Origin of the sequence: Streptomyces sp. NRRL F-5755 (assembly GCF_001279365.1) — a bacterium.
In the GTDB taxonomy this organism is placed as follows: Bacteria; Actinomycetota; Actinomycetes; order Streptomycetales; family Streptomycetaceae; genus Streptomyces; species Streptomyces rimosus.
In genome coordinates, this window is record NZ_LGCW01000265.1 from 37494 (window position 1) to 63847 (window position 26354).

Sequence of the window (26354 nt, forward strand, 5' to 3'; positions counted from 1 at the left end):
CCGGCCGAGTGGGACCTGCCGCACCGCTGCGTACGGCGTGAAGCGGTCCGGGGAAATCTTCGGGCGGGCGGTGCTCACCGAGTCGGCGCGGGGGCGGTTCCGGGTTCGGGGTGGTGGGCTCGATGAGCGGGTGGCGTATGCGAGGGCGGTGGCGGAGTACTGGGAGCGGTGAGCTGTTCACTGTTGCGCCGCGGCGCGCTGCCGCGGACCCGGGCCACGTACGCCCGCATGGCGTCGCGGTTTCGGGTCAGGTGGTCGATTCGGCGTGACATGCGGTCGCACTCGCGCTCCAGCAGGGCGAGTGTTTCCGGGGTCGGGTCCGGGATGTCGATGCGGCCGGGTGGGCCGAGGCAGGGCAGGATCTGCCGGATCGTCTGGGTCGGCAGGCCGGCGTCCAGCAGTCCGCGTACCTGCTGGACGCGGTCCACGCAGAGTTCGTCGTAGTCGCGGTAGCCGTTGGCGCACCGCTGGGAGGCGATCAGTCCCTGCTCCTCGTAGTAGCGGAGCATCCGCCGCGACGTACCGGTGCGTTCCGAGAGTTCTCCGATGCGCATGACCGCCTCCCCGGAGGTCCGCTCGCAGCTGCCGACTTGACCTTCACATGTATGTGAGGGTTTGAGCATGCTGCCATGTCTCTTACGGAATTGAACAGGGCGGGTCTGCCTGACGGTGGCGCGGACGCATCGCAGTCCCGGAAGCTTCCCCTGGCGGCGCTGCTGGCGCTGGCGACCGCCGTATTCATCACGAGTCTCACCGAGACGCTGCCGGCCGGGCTGTTGCCCGCGATGAGCGGTGACCTGGGTGTCGGTGAGTCGGCCGCCGGTCAGACGGTGACCGTGTACGCGCTCGGCACCGTCCTTACGGCCATACCGCTGTCCGCCGCCACCGCGCGCCGGCGTCGCCGCAGGCTGCTGCTCACCACGGTGCTCGGCTTCGCCGTCGCCAACACGGTGACCGCGCTCTCCCCGTACTACCCGCTGACCATGGTGGCCCGCTTCGCGGCGGGCGTCGCCGCCGGGCTGGCCTGGGCGCTGCTCGCCGGTTACGCGCGGCGGATGGTCCCGGCCCACCTGGAGGGCAGGGCCATCGCGGTGGCCATGGCCGGGATTCCCGTCGCGCTGTCCCTCGGCGTACCGGCCGGAACGTTCGCCGGCAAGGTCGTCGGCTGGCAGGTGGCCTTTCTCGTCATGACGGGGCTGACCGTCGTCCTGGTCGGGTGGATCATGGCCGCTGTTCCCGACTATCCCGGGCAGCCGGCGGAGAAAGGTGCGGAGGGCACGAAGGGTGCCTCCTCCATGCTGGCAGCTCTCAAAGCCCCCGGCGTCGCCCCGGTCCTCCTGGTCACCCTCGTGTTCGTCCTCGCCCACACCATCCTCTACACCTACATCGCCACGTTCCTCGACGGGCTGGGGATGGGCGGGCAGACCGATGTCGTCCTGCTGGTGTTCGGTGGAGCCTCGCTGCTGAGCATCTGGGTTGTCGGGGTTCTGATCAACCGCGGGCTGCGCGCCCTGATGGTGGCCGGGACGCTGCTTGTCGCGGTGGCGGGCGCCGTCCTCGCCCTGCTCTCCGGCGCGCCCGGATTGGTGTACGCCGCGGTGGTGCTGTGGGGTCTCGGCTGGGGCGGGGCGCCGACGCTGTTGCAGACGGCGGCGGGGGATGCCGGTGGCGAACAGGCCGATGCGGCACAGGCGATGCTGGTCACGCTGTGGAACGTGGCCATGGCGGGTGGCGGTGTGGCCGGTGGTGTGCTGCTGGACGCGCTCGGCACGGTGGCGTTGCCGTGGAGTGTGACGGGGCTGATGGCGCCGGTGGTGGTCGTGGTCCTCGTGGCGCGTACGCATGGGTTTCCGGCCCGGCGCGACGGGAGTTGAGCGGCGCGCGTCCGTACACGTACTTGAGGGGTGTGGTCGGCGCGCGGACCACACCCCTCGGCCGTGGATCAGTCCCGCTGGCTGTTCACCGGCAGCGCGCGGAGCTTCATCGTCCTGGCGGTGGTGGTGCCGAAGCCGTGGTCCAGGAGCTTCGCGGCGTCGGCGTAGCGGTCCTTGCTGTTGAGGACGGTGCCGATGAGGGTCTTGTCGCCGCGGGTGGCGGCGAAGACGAGGCAGTCGCCGGCCGGGGTGGTGGTGCCGGTCTTGATGCCGATGACGCCGTTGTACGAGCCGAGCAGCTGGTTGGTGTTGTTCCAGGTGTAGTAGCGGGTGCGGCCGTTGGCGGCCGGGGCCTCGCCCTTGTACTGCTTGGTCTTGACGATCGTGCGGAAGGTGTCGTTCCGCATGGCGTGCCGGGCCAGCTTCGCGAGTTCGGCCGGGGTGCTGGTGTCGGTGCCGCCGCCGTCGAAGGAGTCGAACGTGGTGTGGGTGAGGTGGAGTTCGGCGGCCTTGGCGTTCAGCTGGGAGACGAAGGACGCGGTGCGTTCGGCTTCGGTGGCGCCGGTGCCGAAGGTGTCGGCGAGGGCGTAGGCGGCGTCGGCGCCGGAGGGCAGCAGGGTGGCGTAGAGCAGCTGGCGGACGGTGAGCTTGTCGCCGGTCTGGAGGTCGGCGGTGCTGGAGCTGTGCCGGGTGACGTAGTCGCGGTACGCCTGCTTCACGGGGACCTGCTTCTCCAGGTCGACGCCCCGGGTCTCCAGGACCACGGAAGCGGCCATGATCTTGGCGGTGCTGGCTATGGGGCGGGCCGTGTCCGCTTCCTTGCCGAAGAGGGCCTTGCCGGTCGCGCCGTCCACGAGGACGGCGCCCTTGGCGGCGACGGCCGGCGCGGTGCGGGCGGGCTGGGCGGGCGAGGCGGTGTGGGGGGCCGGAGCCGCCTGGGCCGCCTGGGCGGTCAGCGGGGAGAGGGCCAGCAGAGCGCCGCCGGCGAGGGCCGCCGCGCGGGAAGTCAGGACTCTGGCAGTCACGTTGTGCCACTCCGTATCTGTGGTGGTGGTGCCGGGCTGTGCCCCTGTGGGGGGTGCGGGCGAAGGATGCCCACTACATGGAACTGCACCGGTGATCGTTTGCGGAAGACTTTTCAGGAGGATGTGTCGCGATTGCTGCTGCGCGAACAGGAACGGCTGCCCGGCCTGCACGCCCGCCGGAAGCCCCTGCGCAGGCCCTGCCCAGCCCCTGCATAGGGTGATGGGCATGTCAGAGGAATCGGCGCTGGTTCGGAGTTTGCGTGGGGCCGTCGCGGCGGCGCCGGAGGATGTGCCGCTGCGGCTGCACCTCGCGGAGCTGCTGCTGGAGGCGGGGCAAAATGATGCGGCCATCACCGAGGTGGCCGTCGCGTTGCAGCACGCGCCCGGGGACGAGAAGGCCCGGGAGCTGATGGGCCGCGCCATGGGGGCACCTGCCCCGGCACCCGCGCCGGTACAGCAGGCACCCGCTCCCGCTCAGCAGACGCCGACGGTGAACCCGGCCGCACCCGCGCAGGAGAAGCCTGCCGACGCCCGGCCGGGCGGCTTCGACTGGCAGGCCGCCGAAGGCGAGATACGGGACGTGGTACCGCCCCGCTTCGTCGAGAGCCCCCTGCGCGCGGACGGAAACGACGACCCCGGCGACGCCGACGCCTGGGAGGTGGACGCGCCCGGCACCGTGCGGCTGGCGGATGTCGGCGGGATGCAGGACGTCAAGGACCGGCTGGAGGCCGCCTTCCTCGCACCGATGCGCAATCCCGAGCTGCGCAAGCTGTACGGCAAGAGCCTGCGCGGCGGGCTGCTGCTGTACGGGCCGCCGGGCTGCGGCAAGACGTTCATCGCCCGCGCGGTGGCCGGTGAGCTGGGTGCCAGTTTCCTGTCCGTATCGGTCAACGACGTGCTCGACATGTGGATCGGCAACTCCGAGCGCAACATGCACGAGATCTTCGCGACGGCCCGCCGCCAGGCGCCCTGTGTGGTCTTCCTCGACGAGCTGGACGCGCTCGGCGGCAAGCGCAGCCGTACGCAGCACAGCGGCATGCGCAACACGGTCAACCAGCTGCTGACCGAGCTGGACGGCATCGACGCGCAGGCCAACGAGGGCGTCTTCGTGCTGGCGGCCACCAACCTGCCCTGGGACGTGGATCTCGCCCTGCGCCGCCCCGGCCGCCTGGACCGCACCCTGCTCGTGCTGCCTCCGGACGCGCCCGCGCGCGAGGCGATCCTGCGCTACCACCTGAAGGACCGGCCCATCGAGAACGTCGACCTGGCCAAGCTGGCCAAGGTGACCGACGGCCTCTCGGGCGCCGACCTGGCGCACGTCTGCGAGAGCGCCGCCGAGACCGCGCTGCTGGACTCGGCGCGCACCGGCACCGTCCGCATGATCGGCATGAAGGACCTGCTGGGCGCGGCGAAGGCGGTGGTGCCCTCGACCGAGGCGTGGTTCTCGTCCGCGCGGAACGTGGCGATGTTCGCCAACGAGGGCGGTACGTACGACGATCTGCTCGCGTACCTGAAGAAGCGGCGGAAGCTGTGATGGAACAGCATCCGATGGTGGCCCGCGCCGAGGTGCTCGTCGACCTCGGCCGGTACGACGAGGCCAAGTCCGTACTCGCCGCGCGGCTCCAGGAGGACCCGCAGGACCTGTGGGCGCTGCTGGAGCTCGCCCGCTGTCATCTGGCGGGCAAGGAGACGGACCAGGCCGTGGAGGTGACCGGGCAGGCCCTGGCGCTGGCGCCGCAGGACTACGCCACCCTCCACATGCGGGCGCGGGCCCTGCGGCAGGCGAGCCGGATGGAGGAGACGGGCGCCGTGCTGCGGGAGGCGATACGCGTCGATCCGCTGCGCTGGACCGCCTACGGGACGCTCGCCGAGATCCAGCCCTGGCTGTCCGACGGCGACCGGCAGGAGGGGCTGCGTCTCGGTCGGGAGGCCGTACGGCTCGCCCCCGAGGAGCCGCGGGCGTACGAGTCGCTCTACAAGGCCGCGCTTATCGCGAGCGACCAGGAATGCGCGCGGCAGACACTCGTCACGCTGCGCCGGCTGGACCCGACGAACTCGCTGGCCGTGGTGATGCAGACGGACAGCGCCGCCAACGCGCCGGGGGTGAAGGCCGCGCAGGCGGCCGACCTGTACGCCGACGCGCTCGGCACGCTGCCCGACTCGGACTGGCTGCGCAGCGGCCTGGACGGGGCGACCTACCGGCTGCTGCGCGGCACCCGCTGGCTGGCGCTGCTGTGCGTGGCGGCGGCGGGCGTCATGCTCGACATCTTCCCCGAGGAGGGGAAGGTGCCGCGGGAGCTGCCGGTGTCGCTCGGACAGCGGCTGTGGATGCTGGTGCCGATGACGGCACTGTGGGGCTTCGGGGCGCTGCTGCGCTACCGGCGCCTGCGTACGGGGGTGCAGCTGAACGTACGGTCCCTGATCCGCCGGGGCCGCTGGGCGCGCATCGTGCTCGCCCAGGTGGTCTGGGCGATGCTGTGCGCGCTGCTGATCTCCCAGGTGCCGTGGTCGGAGCGTACGGTGCCGCAGGTGCTGTTCTGGGCGGGAATCGTGCCGACGCTGGCGACGGTGCTGTTCGACCGGAAGAAACGCAAGTAGCGTCTCCGCCCGGAGTTTATTCCCGGGCCCGGTGAAGATTTCAGCAACGCTCGTTGACGCTTGAATTGCTCCGGCGCGTCAAGAATTCCTTGCGGAAAAAATATACGCGGAATGCCGTGCGGAACCAGCGGCTCCGCGCTGTTGCCGGACTTGCCGCCAAAGATCCCGGAGTGCCGGTGCCCCAGGCCGGTCCCGCGCCGCCCCACGGGCGCCGCGGGCCGGCGCGCGCAGCGGTGACTTGGCAAAGATGCCTTTAAATCTCAAGGCCCACCCTGGCCTTTGGCGGATTTATGCCCCTTTCTCGACGCTTGACAGGCATCATCGAAGGAGCAAAGATCTCAATGGTCTAGGTATAGACCACCAAGAGAGCGACACAAAGCGTCAAAGACATGCTGCGTACGTAGCGTTGGCATTCGCGAGGGCAGCCGGGTCCGGGGGGCAGGACGCTGCCATTGAGCTTCCGCTCCCTGCCGGACCTGGAAGACAGTCGCCGGCAGATGCGGGCTCTACGAGCACCAGCGGGGATGGGACACACCGGTGCTGATCAATGTTCTTGGCCCTATGGGCGTCGAACACGGGGGAAAGACCTACCGGATTCGTGCGAAGAAGGTACGCACTCTGTTAACCGTCCTGGCGTTGCACGCCGGGCGGACGGTTTCCTGGGACACGCTGGTGACGGAGCTGTGGCCCGACAAGGACCTGGCGAACAGCAGGAACGCCCTGCACGCCAACACCGTACGGCTGCGCAAGCTGTTGGAGAGCTGGGAGCTGGACGAGCACCCCAACGACGTGGTGGTGACGGCCAACAACAGCTATCTGCTCGCCCTGCCGCCGGAGTCGACCGACGCCGCGCGGTTCCTCAGACTCGCCTCGCAGGGCTCGGAGTTGTTGCGCGAGGACCCCGCGCGGGCCGGTGAGGTGCTCAACGAAGCCCTGCGGCTGTGGCGCGGTCCCGCCCTGCTGGACGCGGGCGAGGGCCTGCTCTGCCGGTCCACGGCCGCCCAGCTCGAAGAGCGGCTGATGACGCTGCGCGAGGACCTGGTGATGGTCAAGCTGCACACCGGGGGCGAGCGGGAGGTCATCGCCGATCTCCAGGAGCTGGTGGTGGCGCATCCCGGACGGGAGCGTTTCAGCGAGCAGTTGATGATCGCGCTCTATCGCTGCGGCAGACAGAGCGAGGCGCTGGACGTCTACCAGCGCACGAGAGCCTGGCTGGTGAACGAGCTCGGGCTCGATGTCGGGCGCTCGCTGCGGGAGTTGTACCAGTCCGTACTGGCCCAGGACCCGGTGCTGGACGCACGGGCCTGACCGGACCGAACGCTGCCCGCGTTGTTCGCTGAGATGGACGGGGTGCCGCGCCGGGTCTCATACGAGTCCCCGCGGCGCCCCGTCCGCTTCCGTCGGGGCGCTCCCGCTCACGCCTTCCGGTACGCGCGCAGGCTCAGCGGTACGCACACGGCCAGCAGCACGGCCAGCGTGCCCGCCGTCACCAGTACCGGGTGGTCGGCCGGGAAGCCCGTACCGGTCACCACCGGATTGCCCCACAGGGTGCGGCAGGACGTGACCACCGCGCTGACCGGGTTCCACTCGGCCAGCGGCCGGATCCACGAGGGCAGCCCCTGGACGGAGAAGAAGGCGTTCGACAGGAACGAGAACGCCACCAGCACGATCGCGCCCACCGAGTCGATGGTCTCCGGCGACCGCAGCAGCAGCCCGATCAGGACGCCCACCCAGAGCATGGCGTAGACGAACGCGAGGATCACCGCGAAGCCGCCCAGCACCGACAGCGGCCCCGTGTGCGGGCGCCAGCCGACGGCCAGGCCCACCAGCATCACGATCATCAGGCCGAGCGCCGAGACGATCAGGTCGGAGAGCGTCTGGCCGACCAGGACGGCCGTACGGGAGACCGGCAGCGACCGGAAGCGGTCCACCAGGCCGCCGCGCATGTCCATCGCCACGCCGATGGCGGTCGGCCCGATGCTCGCCAGCCCGACCTGCACGGCCACGCCGGCCATCAGGTACTCCTGGTAATTGCCGCTGCCGGGCACCGAGATGGAGTTGCGGAAGAGATAGCCCACCGCGATCAGCAGGATCAGCGGGTTCATCACGATGCCGAGGAACTTCCCCGGTGCCCGCCGCAGATGCAGCAGGTGCCGCCCGGCCAGGGCGGCGGTGTCGGCCAGGCCCGCGAACGGGCCGCCCGGCGGCACCGTCGCGACGCGGAGTTCACTCATGGAGGCTCGTCTCCGGCTCGTTGCGCTCGGTCAGTTGGAAGAACACGTCGTCGAGGGTGGGGCGCCGTACCTCGAAGTCGGTGACCTCGACGCCCGCGGCGCGCAGCGCGTCCGCGAGGGCGGCCACGCTCTCCAGTCCGGCGTCGAGCTGTACGGTCAGCCGCTGCGCCGCGGTGTCCACCACCGGCTCGGCGCCGGTCAGCGGGGCGACGGCGGACAGCGCGGTGGCCAGCTGGCCGGGGCGGGCGACCGCGACCTGGAGGTGGTCGGTGCCGACGGCGCGCTTGAGTTCGGCCGGGGTGCCGGCGGCGATCACCCGGCCGGTGTCGATCACCACGATCTGATCGGCCAACTGGTCGGCCTCCTCCAGGTACTGCGTGGTGAGCAGGACGGTGATGCCCTCGTCGACGAGTTCGCGCACCACCTTCCACAGCACGGTGCGGCTGGTCGGGTCCAGGCCGGTGGTCGGCTCGTCCAGGAACAGCACCGGCGGCCGGGCGATGATGCAGGTGGCCAGGTCGAGCCGGCGCCGCATACCGCCGGAGTAGGTACCCACCGGGCGGTCGGCGGCGTCCTCCAGCTCGAACCGGGCCAGCAGTTCGGCGGCCCGCTGCCGGGCGCCGCGCCGGCCCTGCCGCAGCAGCCGGCCGAGCAGGACCAGGTTCTCGCGGCCGGTGAGCAGTTCGTCCACCGCCGCGTACTGCCCGGCCAGGCCGATCCGGCGGCGCACCTCCTTGCTCTGGCGCACCACGTCGTACCCGGCGACGGTCGCGTGCCCGGCGTCCGGCGTCAGCAGCGTGGACAGCACCCGTACGGTCGTCGTCTTGCCCGCCCCGTTGGGGCCGAGCACACCGAGCACGGAGCCTGCGGCCACCGACAGGTCGACGCCGCGCAGCGCGTGGTGGCTCTTGTAGCGCTTCTGCAGCCCTTCCGCGTAGACCGCGGTGTCCGCCCCCATCGCGGTCAGCTGCCGGCGTGGGCGGTGACGAGGCTCTTGGGCCGCATGTCGGTCCAGTCGCGCTCGACGGCGGCCAGGGCCTCGGCGCGGGGGCGCGCTTCGAGGGTGATCGTCCAGCCTGCCGGTACGTCGGCGAAGACGGGCCAGATGCTGTGCTGGCCCTCACCGTTGACCAGGACGTGGAAGGTGCCGTCTTCGTTGTCGAAGGGGTTCGCCATGGGGATCTCTCCTCGCAATCGTGAGTGGTACGTGGGGGGCGGATCAGGGGTGCAGCAGGGCGAGTTCGTTCGCCACGTCGCGTCCGATGGCGGCCTGCGGCCCGGAATGCATCATGAATTCGTGGCCGCACGGGACCGGGTGGACGGCCGTGCCGCCGTCGGTGTGCGCGGCCCACCGGCCGGGCCGGGCGGCGCGCTCCTCCGGGGTCAGGCCGAGTTCCGCGACGAACAGGTGCACCGGGGTCCGTACGCGGCCGGGCGTGTGCTCCTGGACGAGGCGGACGTGGTTGCGCATGACGTCCACGAGCCGCGGGATGTCCAGGTCGCCCAGCGGACTGTCGGCACGGCGCAGGGCGTCGCGGACCGTCTCGGACGTCGGGCCGCCGTCGTCGTGCCCGTCTCCGGGATTCTCCAGTCCGCAGTATTCGAGGACGGCGGTCAGCAGCTCCGCGTCCGTGGGGACGGGCTCGCCGGGCTCGGCCGGATAGCTGTCCAGATTGGCGAGCAGGGCCACCTCCTCGCCCACCGCCTCCAGCTGTGCGGCCATCTCGTGCGCGACGATGCCGCCGTACGACCAGCCGAGCAGGTGGTACGGGCCGTTCGGCTGGATCTCGCGGACCCGCTCGACGTATTCGGCCGCGACCTCCGCGATGCTCCCCGGCAGCGGCCCGGTGCCGGTCAGGCCGGACGCCTGGAGGCCGTACACCGGGTGGCGCTCGCCGATGTGCCCGGCGAGGCCGAGGTAGGGCAGGGCGAAGCCCATGCCGCCGTGCACGCAGAACAGCGGCGGCAGATCGCCGGTGGTGCGCAGGGGCAGCACCGGGCCGTACGGGTCGAGCGGCGCGTCGGCGGACGGGTCGTCCAGCCGCTGCCGTACGCGGTCCAGGAACGTGGTCCCGGCGGCGCGCTCGGCCCGCTCCAGGGCCGCCGCCAGCGCCTCGACTGTCTTGTGCCGGAACACATCGGGCAGCGCCAGGTCGAGCCCGGCCTTGCGGGCGCGGCCGACGACCTGCACGGAGCGGATGCTGTCGCCGCCCAGCTCGAAGAAGTCCGCCTCGGCGCCGACCTCGGGCAGGTTCAGGACCTCGGCGAAGACCTGGCACAGCAGCGCTTCCCGCTCGGTGCGCGGGGCGCGGCCGTGCGCGGCGGCCTCGGGGGCGTCGAGGGCGGGCAGGCCCTTGCGGTCGACCTTGCCGTTCGGGGTGAGCGGCAGGGCGTCCAGCGTCACGAAGGCGCCGGGGACCATGTAGTCGGGCAACAGCACGGACAGGTGCTCGCGCAGCGCGGCGGCGGGCACCGGCGCGTCCTCCGGCACGACGTACGCCGCCAGCCGCCGGTCGCCGGGCCGGTCCTCCCGTACGGCGGCAACCGCCTGGGCGATACCGGGGTGGGCGGCCAGCGCGCTCTCGATCTCGCCGAGTTCGATGCGGAAGCCGCGCAGCTTGACCTGGTGGTCGACGCGACCGGCGTATTCGAGGGTGCCGTCCGCCGTCCAGCGTGCCAGGTCGCCGGTGCGGTACATCCGCGCGCCCGCCGGGCCGAACGGGTCGGCCACGAAGCGCTCGGCGGTCAGGCCGGGGCGCCCCAGGTAGCCGCGCGCCAGCTGGGCGCCCGCGAGGTACAGCTCGCCCGTCACGCCGGGCGCCACCGGGTTCAGACGGCCGTCCAGGACGTAGGCGCGGGTGTTGGCCAGCGGCCGGCCGATGGGCGGCTTGCCCTCGCCGGTCAGCGGGTCGCTGGAGGTGGCGCAGACGGTGGACTCGGTGGGCCCGTAGCAGTTGTGGAGGGCGCACCCGGCCGACCAGCGGGCGGCGACCTCGGGCGGCAGCGCCTCGCCCGCCGTGATCAGGGTCAGGTCGCCGGGCAGGGTGATGTCCTCGGGGAAGGCGGCCAGCACGACCGGCGGCAGTACCGCGAGGTTGACCCCGTACCGGGTGATCAGGTCGGCGAGGGGTTCGCCGGGGCCTCGGCTCTCGGGGGTGGCGAGCACCAGCGTGCCGCCGGACAGCAGGGCCATGGACAGTTCGGCGGTGGCCGCGTCGAAGCTCGGCGAGGCGAACTGGAGCACGCGGGAGCGCGCGCCGAGCCCGAAGCGCCGGATGTGGTCGGCGGCGAGCGCGGCCACGCCCGCGTGCTCGATCATGACGCCCTTGGGGCGCCCGGTCGAGCCGGAGGTGTAGATCACGTAGGCGGCGTCGCGGCAGGTCAGCGGGCGGGTGCGGTCGGCGTCGGTGAGGTCGGTGGCCGGCAGCGCGTCGTCGCCGACTCCCCCATCCAGCTCGATCGCCTCCGTACCACCGTCCCGCAGCGCCCCCGCCGCCCCGGGCGCCGCCAGCACACACACCGGCGCGGCATCCCCGACCATGTACGCGATCCGGTCGGCCGGATAGTCCGGGTCCAGCGGCAGGTAGGCCGCGCCGGACTTCAGTACGGCCAGGATGGACACGGTCATCTCGACCGACCGGGGCAGCAGCAGGCCGACGAGCGTGCCGGGTCCGGCGCCGCGCCCGGCCAGCACCCGGGCCAGCCGGTTGGCGCGGGCGTTCAGCTCCCCGTATGTCAGCGACACCTCGCCGAAGACGACGGCCTCGTGGTCCGGCTGCCGGGCGGCGTGTTCCTCGAAGAGCTGCGCGACGGTCCGCGCGGGCACCTCGGTGGTGGCGCTGTTCCACTCGCCGACGATGCGCCGGCGTTCCGCGTCGCCCAGCACGTCGATGCTGCTCAGCGGCGCCTTCGGGGCGGCGGCCACGGACGTCAGGACGCGGGTGAACCGCTCGGCGAGCTGCCGTACCGTCTCCGGACGGAAGAGCTGGGTGCTGTACTCGACGACCAGGTCGATGCCGCCGAACTCGTCCGCGTCCTGACCCCCCGTAGCGCGCTCGGTGAGCTGGAACGCGAGGTCGAACTTGGCCGTGGCACTGCCGACCGGGTGGACGGCAGCCGTCACCCCCGGCAGCGCGGCCTTGGCCTCCGCGGTGTTCTGGAACGCCAGCATCACCTGGAACAGCGGCTGCCGGGCCAGCGACCTGACCGGGTTGCAGACCTCCACCAGGCGCTCGAACGGCAGCTCCTGGTTCTCGTAGGCGGCCAGGTCCGTCTCCCGTACGCGGCGCAGCAGTTCGGTGAAGGCCGGGTCGCCCGAGGTGTCCGTCCGCAGCACGAGGGTGTTGGTGAAGAAGCCCACCAGGTCGTCCATCGCCTCGTCGGTACGGCCCGCGATCGGGCTGCCGAGCGGGATGTCCTCCCCGGCGCCCATACGGGTCAGCAGTGCGGCCAGCGCGGCCTGGACGACCATGAACAGGCTCACGCCGTGCGCGCGGGCCAGTCCGGCCAGGGCGCGGTGCAGGTCGGGGCCGATGACCGCGGTGTGCTCGGCGCCCTCGTGCCCGGCGACGGCCGGGCGGGCGAAGTCCGCGGGCAGCTCGATCTCTTCGGGCAGCCCGGCCAGCGCTTCCTTCCAGTACGCGAGCTGGCGGGCGGCGAGGCTGTCGGGGTCGTCCTCGTCGCCCAGCACCTCGCGCTGCCACAGCGCGTAGTCGGCGTACTGGACGGGCAGTTCGGCCCACTCCGGGGCCGCGCCGCCGCGCCGTGCCGCGTAAGCGCGCGCGAGGTCGTCGGCCAGCGGGGTCAGCGACCAGCCGTCGCCCGCGATGTGGTGCAGGACGAGCAGCAGTACGTGCTCGGTGGCGGACAGCCGGAACAGGTCGGCGCGCAGCGGGATCTCGCGGGCCAGGTCGAAGCCGCGGGCGGCTTCCGAGGCCAGCAGGCCGCCCAGCCGCTCCTCGTCGGCGATGTGCTCGCGCAGCCCGAACCCGGCCTCGTCCAGCGGCAGTACGTGCTGACGCGGCGTCCCGTCCCGGTCGGGGAAGACCGTGCGCAGGCTTTCGTGGCGGTCCACGAGGTCGCTCAGCGCGCCGCCGAGCGCGTCGCGGTCGAGGTCGCCGGTCAGGCGCAGGGCGAGCGAGATGTTGTACGTACCGTGTGCGCCGTCCAGCCGGTTGAGGAACCACAGGCGAAGTTGGGCGTAGGACAGCGGTACGTCCTCCGGCCGGTCACCCGGGCGCAGGGCGGGGCGCGTGGCACCGGCACCGGCGCGCGGCAGCCGCTCGGCGAGGCCCGCGGGCGTGGGCGCCTCGAACAGCGCGCGGACCGGGACCTCGGCCCCCAGGACCGTACGGATGCGGCTCACCACCCGCGCCGCCAGCAGCGAGTGCCCGCCGTGCGTGAAGAAGTCCTCCTCGGGCCCGAACCGCGGCAGGCCCAGCACCTCGGCGAACACCTGGCACAGCAGGTCTTCCTGCGGGCTGCGTACGGCCCGCCCGGTGGCCCGGGACCGCAGTTCGGGGTCGGGCAGCACCTTGCGGTCGACCTTGCCGTTCGGGGTGAGCGGCAGGGCGTCCAGGGTGACGAAGGCGGCGGGCACCATGTACTCCGGCACCCGCTCGGCCAGGTACGCGCGCAGCGCGCCGGGCTCCGGTACGGCGGCGCCCTCGGCCGGGACCAGGTAGCCGGCCAGCAGCGGTTCGCCCGGCCGTGCCTCGCGGACGGCGACGACGGCCTGGCCGATCTCCGGGTGGCCGGACAGCGCGTTCTCGATCTCGCCCAGCTCGATGCGGAAGCCGCGGATCTTGACCTGGTGGTCGGCGCGGCCGACGTACTCCACCTGCCCGTCGGCGCCGAGGCGCACCAGGTCGCCGGTGCGGTACATCCGCCCGCCCGCCGGGTCCGCCGGGTCGGCCACGAACCGCTCGGCGGTCAGGCCGGGGCGGCCCAGGTAGCCGCGGGCGAGCCCGGCGCCCGCGATGTACAGCTCGCCGATCACGCCGGGCGCGACCGGCCGCAGCCAGTCGTCCAGGATGTGCAGCCGCGTGTTGGCGACCGGGAAGCCGATGGCGGGCGCGCCGGCGCGTACCCCGTCCAGCGGCGGGGCGCCGGTGGACCAGATGGTGGTCTCGGTGGGCCCGTAGAGGTTGGTGATGCTCGCGGTGGCCTTGCGGAGCGTCTCGCCCAGCGGCTCGCTCAGCGCCTCGCCGCCGACGAAGCCCCTGACCCCGCCGAGCACGTCGGGCGCCACGGTGACCAGGGCCTGCCACAGGCTGGGGGTGGCCTGGAGGACGGTGGCGCCGGTCGCGGTGACCGCGCGGCCGAGGGCGGCCGGGTCCCGTACGGTCTCCCGGTCGGCGAGGGCCAGCCGGGCGCCGCTGACCAGCGGCCCGAACAGCTCGGTGTTGGCGATGTCGAAGCCGAACGTGGTGACGCTCAGCAGGGTTTCGCCGCGCTCCAGTGCGTAGCGGTGCCGGATGTCCTCGATGACGTTGGCGAAGCCGCCGCGGGTGACCACGACGCCCTTGGGGCGGCCGGTGGAGCCGGAGGTGAACAGGACGTACGCGGCGTCGTCGGCGCCGATCGGGCGGGCCCGGTCGGCGTCGGTGAGGTCGGTGTCGGGGAAGCCCGCGACCAGTTCCGCGGTGTCCGGGAGGTCCATGACCCAGCGGGTCTGCCCGGCGTCCGGCAGTTTGCCGTCGGTGGCCGTCGTGGTGAGCGCGAGGACCGGCCGGGTGTCCTCCAGGACGACGGTGTTGCGCTCGGCCGGGTGGTCCGGGTCGACGGGCAGGTAGGCGGCGCCGGACTTCAGTACGGCGAGGGCCGCGACGACCAGGCCGGTGGAGCGGGGCAGCGCGATGGCGACCGTACGGCCGGGACCGGCGCCGTGCGCGACGAGGGCGTGCGCGAGGCGGTTGGCCCGCGCGTTCAGCTCGCGGTAGGTGAGGGTGTCGTCCCCGCACACCACGGCCGTGTCGTCGGGCATTTCACGGACGCGCTCCTCGACGGCCCCGGTCACCGGACGGGCCAGTGCCGCGGTGGCCACGGCGTCCCCGGCCTCCTGGAGCAGCCGCGCCTCCGCCGGCTCCAGCACGGAGATCCGGGCGAGCGGCTGCTCGGGGTCGGCGGCGATGGCCTCCAGTACGCGCAGCAGGCGCCGCCCGAACCGCTCGGCGTCGGCGGGCCCGTACAGATCGGGCGCGTAGTCGAAGCGCAGCCCGAGGCGGGTGCCGGGGCCGGGCAGCACGGCGAGGGCGAGCGGGTAGTGGGTGACGGAGCGGATCGCCGCGTCGGCGACCCGCAGGCCCGGCAGCGACGCCGCGAGCTGGTCCTCGTCCATCGGGTAGCTCTGGAACAGCATCACCGTGTCGAAGAGTTCGCCGATGCCGGCCTGCCGCTGGATGTCGGCGAGGCCGATGTGCTCGTACGGCATCAGCCCGGACTGCCGCTCCTGTACGTCCGCGAGCAGCGCCGCCACCGACTGGCCGGGGCGGGCCGTCACCCGTACGGGAATGGTGTTGGCGAACAGGCCGACCATCGCCTCGACGCCGGGCAGTTCGGCCGGGCGCCCTGCGGTGACCGTGCCGAAGACCACGTCCTCGCGGCCGGTCAGCGCGCCCAGCACGAGCGACCAGGCGGCCTGGAAGACGGTGTTGAGCGTGACGCCGAGGGCGCGCGCCCGCGCCGCCAGGTCGGCGGCCAGCCGCTCGGGCACGTCCATGGTGAGCGAGTCCGGCAGCACGGGAGTACGGCCGTCCACGGGCGCCAGGCGGGTCGGCTCGGCCAGCCCGGCGAGCGCGTCCCGCCACGCGGCGTGCGCGGCGTCCTCGTCCTGCGCCCCCAGCCAGGCCAGGTAGTTCCGGTAGGGGGCGGCCTGCGGCAGCCCGGCACCGTCCTCCCGGCCGCCGTGCGCGTACAGCGTGAACAGGTCCTGGATGAGCATCGGCAGCGACCAGCCGTCGGCCAGGCTGTGGTGCAGCGTCCAGATGAACGTGTGCCGCGTCGCCGACTGGCGGACCAGCACGAACCGCATCAGTGGCGGCCGGGCCAGGTCGAAGCGGCGGCCCCGCTCCTCGTCGGCCGCGGCGCGCAGCCGCCCGGCGTCCGCGTCCGGCAGGTCCATCTCCCGCCACGGCAGCTCGACCTCGTGCGGCACGAGCTGTACGGGGTCGCCGGTCGCCCGGCGGCGGAAGCAGGCCCGCAGATTGGGGTGGCGCCCCAGCAGGGCCGCGCAGGCGGCGCGCAGCGCGCCCGTGTCGAGCGGGCCGTCGAGCTCGACGGACAGTTGCAGGGAGTACGCGTCCGCGCTGCGCGGGTCGTACTCGGACAGGAACAGCAGTCCCTTCTGCAGCGGCGCCAGCGGCAGTACGTCACTGATACCCGAACGCTTCACGGCGCCCTTCCTTTCGTCGTTCGCCGAGCTCACTGAAAGTCCCCGAATTCCATGTCGAACTCGTCGAGTTCGTCGTCCGACAGCGCGACCAGCGGCTGGTCGGCGGCCACCGGCTCGTACGCGGCCGGCGCCTCCCCCGCCGCTTGGGCGGCGGTGGCGAGCGCGGCGGGCGTCTTGTGCAGGAACACGTCCCGCGGCGTGATCACCAGCCCGGCCTTGCGGGCCCGGCCGACCAGCTGGATGGAGCTGATGCTGTCCCCGCCGAGCGTGAAGAAGTCGGCGTCGGCGGCGACGGACGGCAGGTCCAGTACGTCGGCGAAGGCGGCGCAGAAGGTCTCCTCCTGCGGGGTGCGCGGGGCACGCCCCTCGCCCGTCAGCGCGGTGGCTTCGGGGGCGGTGAGGGCCTTGCGGTCGACCTTGCCGTTCGGGGTGAGCGGCAGGGCGTCCAGCGTCACGTACTCGCCCGGGACCATGTACTCCGGCAGGACGAGCAGCAGATCGGTCCGTACGCGGGCGGGGTCGGCCGGTCCGACGAGGTAGCCGACCAGGCGCTTGCGGCCGGAGGCGGCGTCGGTGTGGACCTGGGCCGCAGCGTCGGTGACGCCTTCGACCGCCCGCAACGCCGCCTCGATCTCGCCCAGCTCGATCCGGCGACCGCGGATCTTGACCTGGTGATCGCGGCGCTCCAGGAACTCCAGCTGACCGTCGGGACGGTAGACCACGCGGTCACCGGTCCGGTACATCCGCTCGCCCGCAGGTCCGAACGGGTCGGCCATGAAGGTCGAAGCCGTACGCGCCGGGTCGGCGAGGTAGCCGCGCCCAACTCCGGTCCCTGCGACGTACAGTTCGCCGGTCACGCCGACGGGTACGGGCCGCAGCGCGTCGTCCAGCACGTACAGCCGGGTGTTGCGCACCACGCGGCCGATCGGCACGCGCGAGCCCGCCAGGTCGGTGTCCACGGTCAGCACGGCGTGCGTCACGTCGTCGGAGCACTCGGTCGGGCCGTACGCGTTGACCAGCGGAATGCCCGGGTAGCGCGCGAACCAGCGGCGGCATACGTCCGCCGGCAGGGCCTCGCCGGTGACCACGAGATAGCGCAGCTTGGGCAGCGACGGGAAACCGCCTGCCGTCTCCCAGGCATCGAGCGCGGCTCGCAGCAGCGATGGGACGACTTCGAGGACGGAGACGCCTTCGGAGACCGTCACGTCGAACAGGGCGTCGGGGTCGGCGGCCGTCACCCGGTCCACGACCCGCGTCGTCCCGCCGGACACGAGCGCGGCGAGCATCTGCCACACCGAAATGTCGAACGTCACCGGCGCGTTGTGCACCAGCACGTCACCCTCGGCCATCGCCAGGTCCTCGACCTTGGCCAGGAGATGGTTGACCATGCCGCGCCGGTGCACCATCGCACCCTTCGGACGGCCCGTGGACCCCGACGTGTAGATCACATACGCGAGATCGTCCTCACCACCGGCGAGCGGCCGCAGACCCTCCGCCCGCGCCCCCGCACCTGGGAACGGATCGTCCAGGCACAGCACGCTCAGCTCACCGTCGTACGCCTCGGCGATCTCCCGTGCCCGGGCCAGCTCGCCCGGCCCGGCCAACAGGAAGCGGGCGCCGCTGTCCGCGAGCAGCCCCGTCTGCCGGGCGATCGGCGCATCCACGTCGAGGGGAAGCCAGGCGGCTCCTGCGCTCAACACGCCGAGTACGCCGCCGACATAGCGGGCCCCGGGCTCGCCGAGTACGGCAACCAGTGAGCCGAGGCCGGCACCGGCCTCCGTCAGCCGACCGGCCACCCCATCGGCCCAGACCGCCAGCGCCCCGTACGAAACCTGCACCTCACCATCGGCCACCGCGATCGCGTCCGGCCGTACCGCGGCGTGCTGCCGCACCCGCTCCACCACTCCGGCGAAGCCGCCACCGCGCTCCGTCGCGTTCCACTCCACCAGCAGCCGCCGCGACTCCGCCTCGTCCACGAGGCCGAGGGCGGCCAGCGGCCGGTCCGCGGTGGCCGGGACGGCGGCGAGGAGGTGCAGCAGCCGGCCGGCGAGGCGTTCGACGCCGTCCTGGGTGAACAGGTCCGGCGCGTAGTCGAAGCGCAGGTCCAGCCGGTGGCCGGGGCCGGGCAGGACCGCCAGGCTCAGCGGGTAGTGCCGACCGTCGCGGGCCTCGGCCTCCAGGAGGCGCAGACCGGTGGCGGAGGCGCGCACGCTCTCCTCGTCCAGCGGGAAGTTCTCGAAGAGCAGGACGGTGTCGAAGAGGTCGCCGATCCCGGCCCGGTTCTGGATCTCGGCGAGGCCGACGTGCTCGTACGGCATCAGGGCCGACTGCCGTTCCTGGATGCCCGCCAGCAGGCCGGCGATGGTCTCCTCGGGCCGGGGCCGCACCCGGACCGGCACCGTGTTGAGGAACAGGCCGATCATGCTCTCGACGCCGGGGACCTCGGCCGGGCGGCCGGAGGTGACGGCGCCGAACACGATGTCGTCGCGGCCGGTGAGGCTGCCCAGCAGCACGGCCCAGCAACCCTGGAAGACAGTGTTCAGGGTCAGGCCGCGGTCGCGCGCCCAGGCGGCGAGGCCGGTGGCCAGCGGCTCGGGCACCGGCAGGGTGACCGTGTCCGCGTGGACGGCCGCGCGCCCGGCGCCCTCCGGGGCGGCCAGCGTCGGTTCCTCGACGCCGTGCAGGGCCTCCTTCCAGGCCGCGAGCGCCGCCTCGGTGTCCTGCTCGGCCAGCCAGGCCAGATAGTCGCGGTAGGGCGCGGGCTCGGGCGGCGCGGGGGTGCCGGCGTCCGCCGCGTACAGCGTGAACAGCTCCTGGACCAGCAGCGGCATCGACCAGCCGTCCACCAGGCTGTGGTGGACCGTCCAGAGGAAGCGGTGCCGGTCCGGGCCGGTGCGGGCCAGGACGAAGCGCATCAGGGGCGCCTGCGCCGGGTCGGAGAGGTCGAAGCGGCGGGCGCGTTCGCCGTCGGCGAGCCGGGCGACGGCGGCGGCACCGTCGGGTTCGTCGCTCAGGTCCGTCTCCCGCCACGGCACCTCCACCGCGTTCGGCACGAGCTGGACGGGCGCGCCGGACTCGCGGTGGCGGAAGGTGGCCCGGAGGTTGGGGTGCCGGTGCAGCAGCTGCGCGCAGGCGGCGCGCAGCCGGGCGGCGTCCACGTCGCCGCCGAGTTCCAGGCCGAGCTGGAGGACGTACGGGTCCACGCCGTCGCCGTCCCGCTCGTACTCGGACAGGAACAGCAGGCCCTTCTGGAGCGGCGCCAGCGGCAGCACATCCGCCAGGCCGGTCCCGCTCAACTCGGCCTCGTATCCGTCGAGTTCGGCCTGCGTCACCGACACCAGGGGCAGGTCGGACGGCACCCGGCCGCCCGCGCCGGGCCGGGCCGCGTGGGTCACCAGCAGTTCCAGCGCGCGGAACCAGGTACGGGCGATGTCCCGCGCGTCCTCGTCCGGCAGGATCTCCCCCGCCCACAGCCAGTCCGCGACCAGGTGCGGGCCGTCGGGCCGGTCCTCGGTGACCGGGGTGACCTCCAGGACGTGCTGGAGCGGCATCCCGGGAGCGGCGGCGGTGCCGACCGCGGCGCCCTCGCCCGACAGCGACCAGTCGGCCGCTCCGGCGGCGCCGAACCGGCCCATGTAGTTGAAGCCGATGCGCGGGCGCGGGTGGCGGGCCAGCAGGGCGCTGGTCTGCGGGTTGAGGTAGCGCAGCAGGCCGTAGCCGAGGCCGTGGTCGGGCAGGGCCCGCAGCTGCTCCTTGATCCGCTTGAACGCGGTGCCGACGGCGTCGCCGCCCGCCCACACTTCGTCCCAGTCCAGCTCGCCGGGCGCGAGGCGGACGGGGAAGGCGCTGGTGAACCAGCCGACCGTACGGGAGAGGTCGGTGTTGTCCACGACCTGCTCGCGGCCGTGGCCTTCGAGTTCGATCAGTGTGTCCGTGCTGCCGTCCCCGGTGGCGTTCTTACGACGGCGCCAGTCGGCCACCGCCAGCGCGAGCCCGGTCAGCAGCACGTCGTTGATCTCGGCGTGGAACGCCGGGGCCACCTCGGTCAGCAGGGCCGCCGTCTGCTCGGCGGGCAGGACCAGCCGCAGGCGGCGGGCGGTCGCGTAGGTGTCCCGCGCGGCGTCCAGGCCGCGCATGCCGGGCAGCGGGTCCGGGGCGCTCGCGTGCCCGGTCCACAGCGGCAGCTCCGCGGTACGGGCGGCGGTGCGCGCCTCGTCGGCCAGCAGGCGCGACCAGCTCCGGTACGAGGTGCCGACCGGCGCCAGCTCCGGCGTACGGTCCGCCTCGACGGCCGACCAGGCGGCGGCCAGGTCGGGCAGCAGCACTCGCCAGGACACACCGTCCACGGCCAAGTGGTGCACCATCAGCAGCAGTCGGCGGGGCTGCTCAGGACCGGCGTTCAGCAGCACGGCCTGCACCAGGTGGCCGGCGGTCGGGTCGAGGCGCCGCTGCGCGACGGCGGCCTGCTCGACGACCACCGTGTCACCGTCCGCGTCGGCGGGTACGGCGACCTCGGACACCGCGCCCGTCAGGTCGGTGCTGCCCTGCGGCCGTACCTTCAGCGTCCACAGGCCCTCCACGGGCACGTCCAGCTGCATCCGCAGCGCGTCGTGCCGGTCGGTCACCGCGTGCAGCGCGCGGGCCAGCCGCTCGCTGTCCACATGGTCCGGGACCCGTACGACGACGTACTGCGCGAACGAGCCCACCGGACCGGCGACCGGGCCGCCGTCCTCCCGCAGCTGGTGCGCGATCGGCATGATCTCCAGCTCGCCGACACCGTCGTCCGTGCCGACCACCGCCGCCGCGTCCTGCGCGGCCTGGGCGGCGGTGGCCAGGGCGGCCGGGGTCTTGCGCAGGAACACATCACGTGGCGCGAACACCAGGCCCGCCTTACGGGCGCGGCTGACGACCTGGATGGAGCTGATGCTGTCCCCGCCGAGCGCGAAGAAGTCGGCGTCGGCGGCGACCGACGGCAGGTTCAGCACCTCGGCGAAGGCGGCGCAGAGGATCTCCTCCTGCGGGGTGCGCGGGGCGCGGCCGGCGCTCGTCGAGGCGGTCGTTTCGGGAGCGGTGAGGGCCTTGCGGTCGACCTTGCCGTTCGGGGTGAGCGGCAGGGCGTCGAGAGCGACGAACTCGCCCGGGATCATGTACTCGGGCAGCACCTTCGCCAGGTCGGTGCGTACTTCGTTGGCGCCGGCAGGGCCGACCAGGTAGCCGACCAGGCGCTTGCGGCCGGAGGCAGCGTCGGTGTGGACCTGGGCCGCAGCGTCCGTGACGCCTTCGACCGCCCGCAGGGCCGCCTCGATCTCGCCCAGCTCGATCCGGCGACCGCGGATCTTGACCTGGTGGTCGCGGCGCTCCAGGAACTCCAGCTGACCGTCGGGACGGTAGACCACGCGGTCGCCCGTCCGGTACATCCGCTCGCCCGCAGGTCCGAACGGGTCGGCCATGAAGGTCGAAGCCGTACGCGCCGGGTCGGCGAGGTAGCCGCGCCCCACGCCCGTACCCGCCACATACAGCTCTCCCGCGACACCGACCGGCACCGGCCGCAGCGCGTCGTCCAGCACATACAGCCGGGTGTTGCGCACCACGCGGCCGATCGGCGTCCGCGTGCCCAGTTCGCTCGACGCGTCGAGCACCGCGTGCGTCACGTCGTCCGAGCACTCGGTCGGGCCGTACGCGTTGACCAGCGGAATCCCCGGGTAGCGCGCGAACCAGCGGCGGCACACGTCGACCGGCAGGGCCTCACCCGTCACCACGAGGTAGCGCAGCTTCGGCAGCGACGGGAAGCCGCCCGCCGTCTCCCACGCGTCCAGCGCCGCCCGCAGCAGCGACGGCACCACCTCCAGGACGGAGACGCCCTCGGACACCGTCACCTCGAACAGCGCATCCGGGTCGGCGGCGGTCACGCGATCCACGACCCGCGTCGTCCCGCCCGCCACCAACGCCGCGAGCATCTGCCACACCGAAATGTCGAACGTCACCGGCGCGTTGTGCACCAGGACATCGCCCTCGGCCATCGCCAGGTCCTCGACCTTGGCGAGCAGATGGTTGACCATGCCGCGCCGGTGCACCATCGCACCCTTCGGACGGCCCGTCGACCCGGACGTGTAGATCACGTACGCGAGATCGTCCTCACCACCGGCGAGCGGCCGCAACCCCTCCGCCCGCGCTCCCGCACCCGGGAACGGATCGTCGAGCACCAGCACCCGTACGCCGGAACCGTCCGCCGCCACGATCTCCTCGGCCCGAGCCACCTGTCCGGGACCGGCCAGCACGAACCGCGCCCCGCTGTCCGCGAGCAGCCCCGTCTGCCGGGCGATCGGCGCCTCCACGTCCAGTGGCAGCCACGCGGCTCCCGCCCCCAAAACGCCCAGCACACCGCCCACATACCGGGCCCCGGGCTCACCGAGAACCGCCACCAGCGAGCCGAGCCCGGCCCCGGCCTCCGTCAGCCGACCGGCCACCCCATCGGCCCAGACCGCCAGCGCCCCGTACGAAACCCGCACCTCACCATCAGCAACAGCCACCGCATCCGGACGGGCAGCCGCATGCTGCCGCACCCGCTCCACCACACCCGCGAAGCCCCCGCCCCGCTCCGTCGCGTTCCACTCCACCAGCAGCCGCCGCGACTCCGCCTCCGTGAGCACGCCGACGCCCGCCAGCGGGCGGTCGGGCGCCGCCTCGGACAGGGCGTCCAGGAAGGCGGTGAAGCGGTCGCGGTGGGCGTCGAGGTCGGCGGCGGAGTACAGCTCGGGGTTGGCGTTGAGGTGGATCTCGACGTCGTCGCCCGAGGAGTCGGAGACCGAGAACATGAAGTCGTTGACGATGCCGGTGGACAGGTTGGTGAGGGTCGCCGGGCAGGGGCCGAAGGCGAGTTCCGGCTCGGGCGGCAGGACGTTGACGAACGGGCCGAACGGGCGCCGGTCGTCGGCCCGCAGGCCCATGTCGCGGCGCACCCGGTCGCCCCGGTAGCGCTGGTGCCGCAGCGTGCGCAGCAGCGCGTCGGCGACCGTGCGCAGCAGGTCCCCGGGCGTGGTGCCGGGTGCGACGGCCACGCGGAGCGGCAGGTAGTTGGCGACCATGCCGGGTACGGAGCGTCCTGCGGCGCTGGTGCGCGCGTTGACCGGAAGGGTCAGCAGGATCTCGTCGGCGCCGGTCAGCCGCTGGGTGTAGGCAGCAGCGGCGGCGATGACCAGCGTCGGCCAGGTGACCTCGGCCCGGCCGGCCAGGGCACGCAGCCGCTGCACCACCGGGCGCGGCAGGGTCGTGCTGCGGCGCAGGAAGCCGCGCGCGTGCACCGGCTCGCGGCCGGCGAAGCTGACCGGGTCGGGCGCGTCGGCGTAGGTACGGGCCCAGTAGGCGCGGTCCCGCTCGGCGCGCCGCGACGACGCGTACGCGATCTCGTCGTCCACCAGCGTCTTCAGCGGCGGCAGCTGCCCCTCGCCGGTGGGGCGGCCCTCGTGCAGGGCGGTGTAGAGGTCGGCGAGGCGCCGGTAGAACAGCGGGCGGACGAAGCTGTCGCTGACGATGTGGTGCGCGCACAGGTAGAGGTACGCGTGGTCGGGGCCGAGGGTGAGCAGCGCCGCCCGCATCAGCGGGAAGGACGTGACGTCGATCGGGCGGTCCAGGTCGCGGGCCATCCAGGCGCGCGCCGCTGCCTGCGGGTCGTCGGCGCCGCTCAGGTCGACCGTGGTGTACGGCAGGGTCTCCAGGGGTTCGACGGTCTGGCGGGGCTCGCCGTCCGCCTCGGTGAGGCGGACGCGGAAGCACTGGGCCTCGTCGAGGGCCAGGCGCAGCGCCTCCTGGAGGCGGGCGTGGTCGAGCGGGCCGCGGAGGTCGAAGTGGTCGGCCATGTTGTAGGCCAGGTCGCCGTCGGCGAACTGCTCGTCGAACCAGATCTCGGTCTGGGCCGCGGTGAGCGGCAGACCCGGCTCGATACGTGCGGTCATGACAGCAACCTCCTGGAGGACCTGCGGGTGGGAAGGGTTCGGTGCGGCGGGCCTGCGGCCCCGTGCGCGCGGGTGGGCGGGCCGTGCCGCCCGGGGCGTTACGCGGTGGCCCGGGACGCCCCGGACAGCTCGTCCGGGCTCAGGCCGTAGATGTCCTGGAGCCACTTCTCCTGGTAGACGGTGTCCAGGTAGTGGTCGCCCAGGTCGGGCGAGACGGCCACGCCGACGATGTCCCGCTCCGGCCGGTTCTCCGCGATCCAGCGCCGGGCGCCGCTGAGCACGGTGCCGGTGGAGCCGCCGAGGACATAGCCGTGCCGGACCAGGTGGTGGCACATGCGGACGGTGTCGGTCTCGGGGACGTGCACCACGGCGTCCACGTACGACTCGTCGAGCATCTGCGGCCGGACGCCGGCCCCCAGGCCGGGGATCATGCGCGGCGCGGCCGGGGTGCCGAAGGTGACCGAGCCGACGCTGTCGACGGCGACGACGGTCACCGAGGGCTGGTTCTCGCGGAAGTAGCGGGCGCAGCCCATCAGGGTGCCGGTGGTGCCGGCGCCGATGAACAGCACGTCCAGGTCGGGGAACTGGGCGGCGATCTCGGGCCCGGTGGTGCGGTAGTGGCTCATCCAGTTGCCGAGGTTGGCGTACTGATTCAGCCATGCGTAGCCGTCGTCGCTCGCGCACAGTTCCTGTACGAGGCGGATACGGGCGCCGAGCAGGCCGCTTTCCGGGTCGGGCTCGGTGATGATGCGTACCTGGGCGCCGAGGTTTTCCATGCGCTGCCGGTTGGCGAGGGTGCACCGGCTGTCGGTGACGCACACGAAGCCGTAGCCCTTGCTGCGGGCCACCAGGCTCAGTGCGACACCGAGATTTCCCGAGGACGATTCGACCAGGGTCATGCCGGGCCGCAGGGTGCCGTCCCGCTCACCGCGGTCGATCATTTCCACGGCGGCCTTGAGTTTGATGGAGCCGGCGAAGTTGAAGCCTTCGCACTTGAGATAGAGGTTCTCTCCGAGGACGTTGTTCAGGTCGACGAAGAGATCCGGCACGTTGAATTCGTGCGGGGCGGATATCACGGGCACGTCAGGTCCTCCCAACCGCGGGCGTGTGGTCCGGTGGCGGGGCCGCGGCTATTTCTTCCCGTGCCGGGACAGCTCGTGGAAGAACCCGTCGACCGTGTGCAGCCCGTCGCTCCCGGCGAGTTCGTCGTAGACGTGCTTGGCGACGGTCAGATCCAGGACGCCGAGGCCGAAGGGCGAGAAGACGACGGGGCGGTCCCGCGGAATCTTCACCATGCCCGTCATCACGTTGTGCAGGGTCCCGTTGATGAAATAGCGGTTGCCGACCTCCTGCTCCACGAGGTGCACGGAGGTGTCGGCCTTCAGTACGTGCTCGACGTCGTCCACGAAGTTCGACGACGCCTTGATGACCTCCGGGCCCAGGTCGCGCAGCGACACGTGGAGCACCACCGGGTTGTGCGCGAACCACGCCGGGCTGGTGACGTGCGGGGTGCCCGCGACGGTGGCGAAGACGACCAGGTCGCTGTTGCGGATCAGGCTCTCCGCCGAGTCGTGGAGGACGGTGCGCCCCGTGCTGCCGGCGTCCTTCAGGTGGTTCTCGAAGCCCGCGGCGTATGCGTTGCTGAGGTCGTGGATGCCGATCTCGTCGAATTCCCAGCCGGTGCCCGCGAGATAGGTGTGGATATAGCGGGCGATCAGGCCGGTGCCGATGAATCCGACGCGCTTCGGGCGGCCCCGCTCGCGGGTCAGCCAGTCGGCGGCCAGCGCCGCTGAGGCCGCCGTGCGCACCGCGCTGATGATGGAGCTCTCCATGCAGGCGAACGGATAACCGGTGTCCCGGTCGTTGAGGATGAGCACGGCCGAGGCGCGCGGCAGCCCGGACTCGATGTTCTCGGGGAAACTGGAAATCCACTTGATGCCGTCGACGCCGACCTCGCCGCCCACCGAGGCGGGCAGCGCGATGATGCGCGCCGACGGCCGGTCCTCGAACTTCAGGAAGTACGACGGCGGATTGACGGTGTCGCCGACACCGTGCACGCGGTAGGCGTAGTCGACCAGCTCGACGATCTGCTTTTCCTGCCCGTGCAGAACTCGGGAGACCTGCTCGCCCGAGATGACGGAGAAGGACGGTACCTCAGTGCCAGAGGGGGGCATGGAAACTCCACCAGTGATCCGGGACTGACGTCCGCACCGCGGTGCGCGGGCGCGTCAGGGGGCATCGGTGCCGGGAAACCACACTTGCCGACGCCACTGACGTTT

At 72.6% G+C, this 26354-nt stretch carries 13 protein-coding genes; 4 read left to right on the plus strand and 9 right to left on the minus strand.

From position 1 onward, the window contains the following. Window positions 1-74: 74 nt before the first annotated feature. Window positions 75-554, minus strand: a complete 480-nt coding sequence (locus ADK86_RS23345; RefSeq protein ID WP_053698341.1) for a MerR family transcriptional regulator — start codon at window positions 552-554, stop codon at window positions 75-77. Between the two features lie 75 nt (window positions 555-629). Between ADK86_RS23345 and ADK86_RS23350 the strand changes: the two genes are divergently transcribed. Next, window positions 630-1874 carry an MFS transporter gene (locus ADK86_RS23350; RefSeq protein WP_078952208.1) on the plus strand — a complete coding sequence of 415 codons (1245 nt, stop codon included), beginning with the start codon at window positions 630-632 and terminating at the stop codon, window positions 1872-1874. Between the two features lie 68 nt (window positions 1875-1942). Here ADK86_RS23350 and ADK86_RS23355 read toward each other — a convergent pair whose 3' ends face one another. Continuing rightward, window positions 1943-2899: a D-alanyl-D-alanine carboxypeptidase family protein gene (locus ADK86_RS23355; RefSeq protein ID WP_053698343.1), complete on the minus strand. Its 957-nt coding sequence runs from the start codon at window positions 2897-2899 to the stop codon at window positions 1943-1945. A gap of 226 nt (window positions 2900-3125) precedes the next feature. Between ADK86_RS23355 and ADK86_RS23360 the strand changes: the two genes are divergently transcribed. The 3 genes from ADK86_RS23360 to ADK86_RS23370 all read left to right on the plus strand — a co-directional run bounded on the left by ADK86_RS23360 (window position 3126) and on the right by ADK86_RS23370 (window position 6805). Continuing rightward, window positions 3126-4433, plus strand: coding sequence for an ATP-binding protein (locus tag ADK86_RS23360; RefSeq protein WP_053698344.1), 1308 nt, complete (start codon window positions 3126-3128; stop codon window positions 4431-4433). Continuing rightward, window positions 4433-5497, plus strand: coding sequence for a tetratricopeptide repeat protein (locus ADK86_RS23365; RefSeq protein WP_053698345.1), 1065 nt, complete (start codon window positions 4433-4435; stop codon window positions 5495-5497). The genes ADK86_RS23360 and ADK86_RS23365 overlap by 1 nt, the downstream gene beginning before the upstream one ends. A gap of 561 nt (window positions 5498-6058) precedes the next feature. Then, complete coding sequence (locus ADK86_RS23370) at window positions 6059-6805, plus strand: AfsR/SARP family transcriptional regulator (RefSeq protein ID WP_078952209.1); 747 nt, start codon at window positions 6059-6061, stop codon at window positions 6803-6805. Window positions 6806-6912: 107 nt separating this feature from the next. Here ADK86_RS23370 and ADK86_RS23375 read toward each other — a convergent pair whose 3' ends face one another. The 7 genes from ADK86_RS23375 to sbnB form a co-directional block, all read right to left on the minus strand. Beyond that, entirely contained in the window at window positions 6913-7731 is an 819-nt protein-coding gene (locus tag ADK86_RS23375) for an ABC transporter permease (protein WP_053698346.1), read from the minus strand. After that, the gene (locus ADK86_RS23380; RefSeq protein ID WP_053698347.1) at window positions 7724-8689 is read right to left on the minus strand and encodes an ATP-binding cassette domain-containing protein; all 966 of its coding nucleotides are present in this window, start codon (window positions 8687-8689) and stop codon (window positions 7724-7726) included. Before ADK86_RS23380 ends, ADK86_RS23375 begins: the two co-directional genes overlap by 8 nt. Before the next feature lie 5 nt (window positions 8690-8694). Next, window positions 8695-8907 (minus strand): MbtH family protein, encoded by a 213-nt coding sequence (locus ADK86_RS23385; RefSeq protein ID WP_003979971.1) that lies wholly within the window; start codon window positions 8905-8907, stop codon window positions 8695-8697. Window positions 8908-8950: 43 nt separating this feature from the next. Continuing rightward, window positions 8951-16123 (minus strand): amino acid adenylation domain-containing protein, encoded by a 7173-nt coding sequence (locus ADK86_RS23390; RefSeq protein WP_063789068.1) that lies wholly within the window; start codon window positions 16121-16123, stop codon window positions 8951-8953. A 29-nt stretch (window positions 16124-16152) separates the two neighbouring features. Then, window positions 16153-24075, minus strand: coding sequence for a non-ribosomal peptide synthetase (locus ADK86_RS23395; protein ID WP_053698348.1), 7923 nt, complete (start codon window positions 24073-24075; stop codon window positions 16153-16155). A 98-nt stretch (window positions 24076-24173) separates the two neighbouring features. Further along, window positions 24174-25157, minus strand: a complete 984-nt coding sequence (sbnA, locus tag ADK86_RS23400; protein WP_030590078.1) for a 2,3-diaminopropionate biosynthesis protein SbnA — start codon at window positions 25155-25157, stop codon at window positions 24174-24176. Between the two features lie 48 nt (window positions 25158-25205). Next, on the minus strand, window positions 25206-26249 hold the full coding sequence (sbnB, locus tag ADK86_RS23405) for a 2,3-diaminopropionate biosynthesis protein SbnB (RefSeq protein WP_053698349.1): 1044 nt from the start codon (window positions 26247-26249) through the stop codon (window positions 25206-25208). Between the last annotated feature and the right edge of the window lie 105 nt (window positions 26250-26354).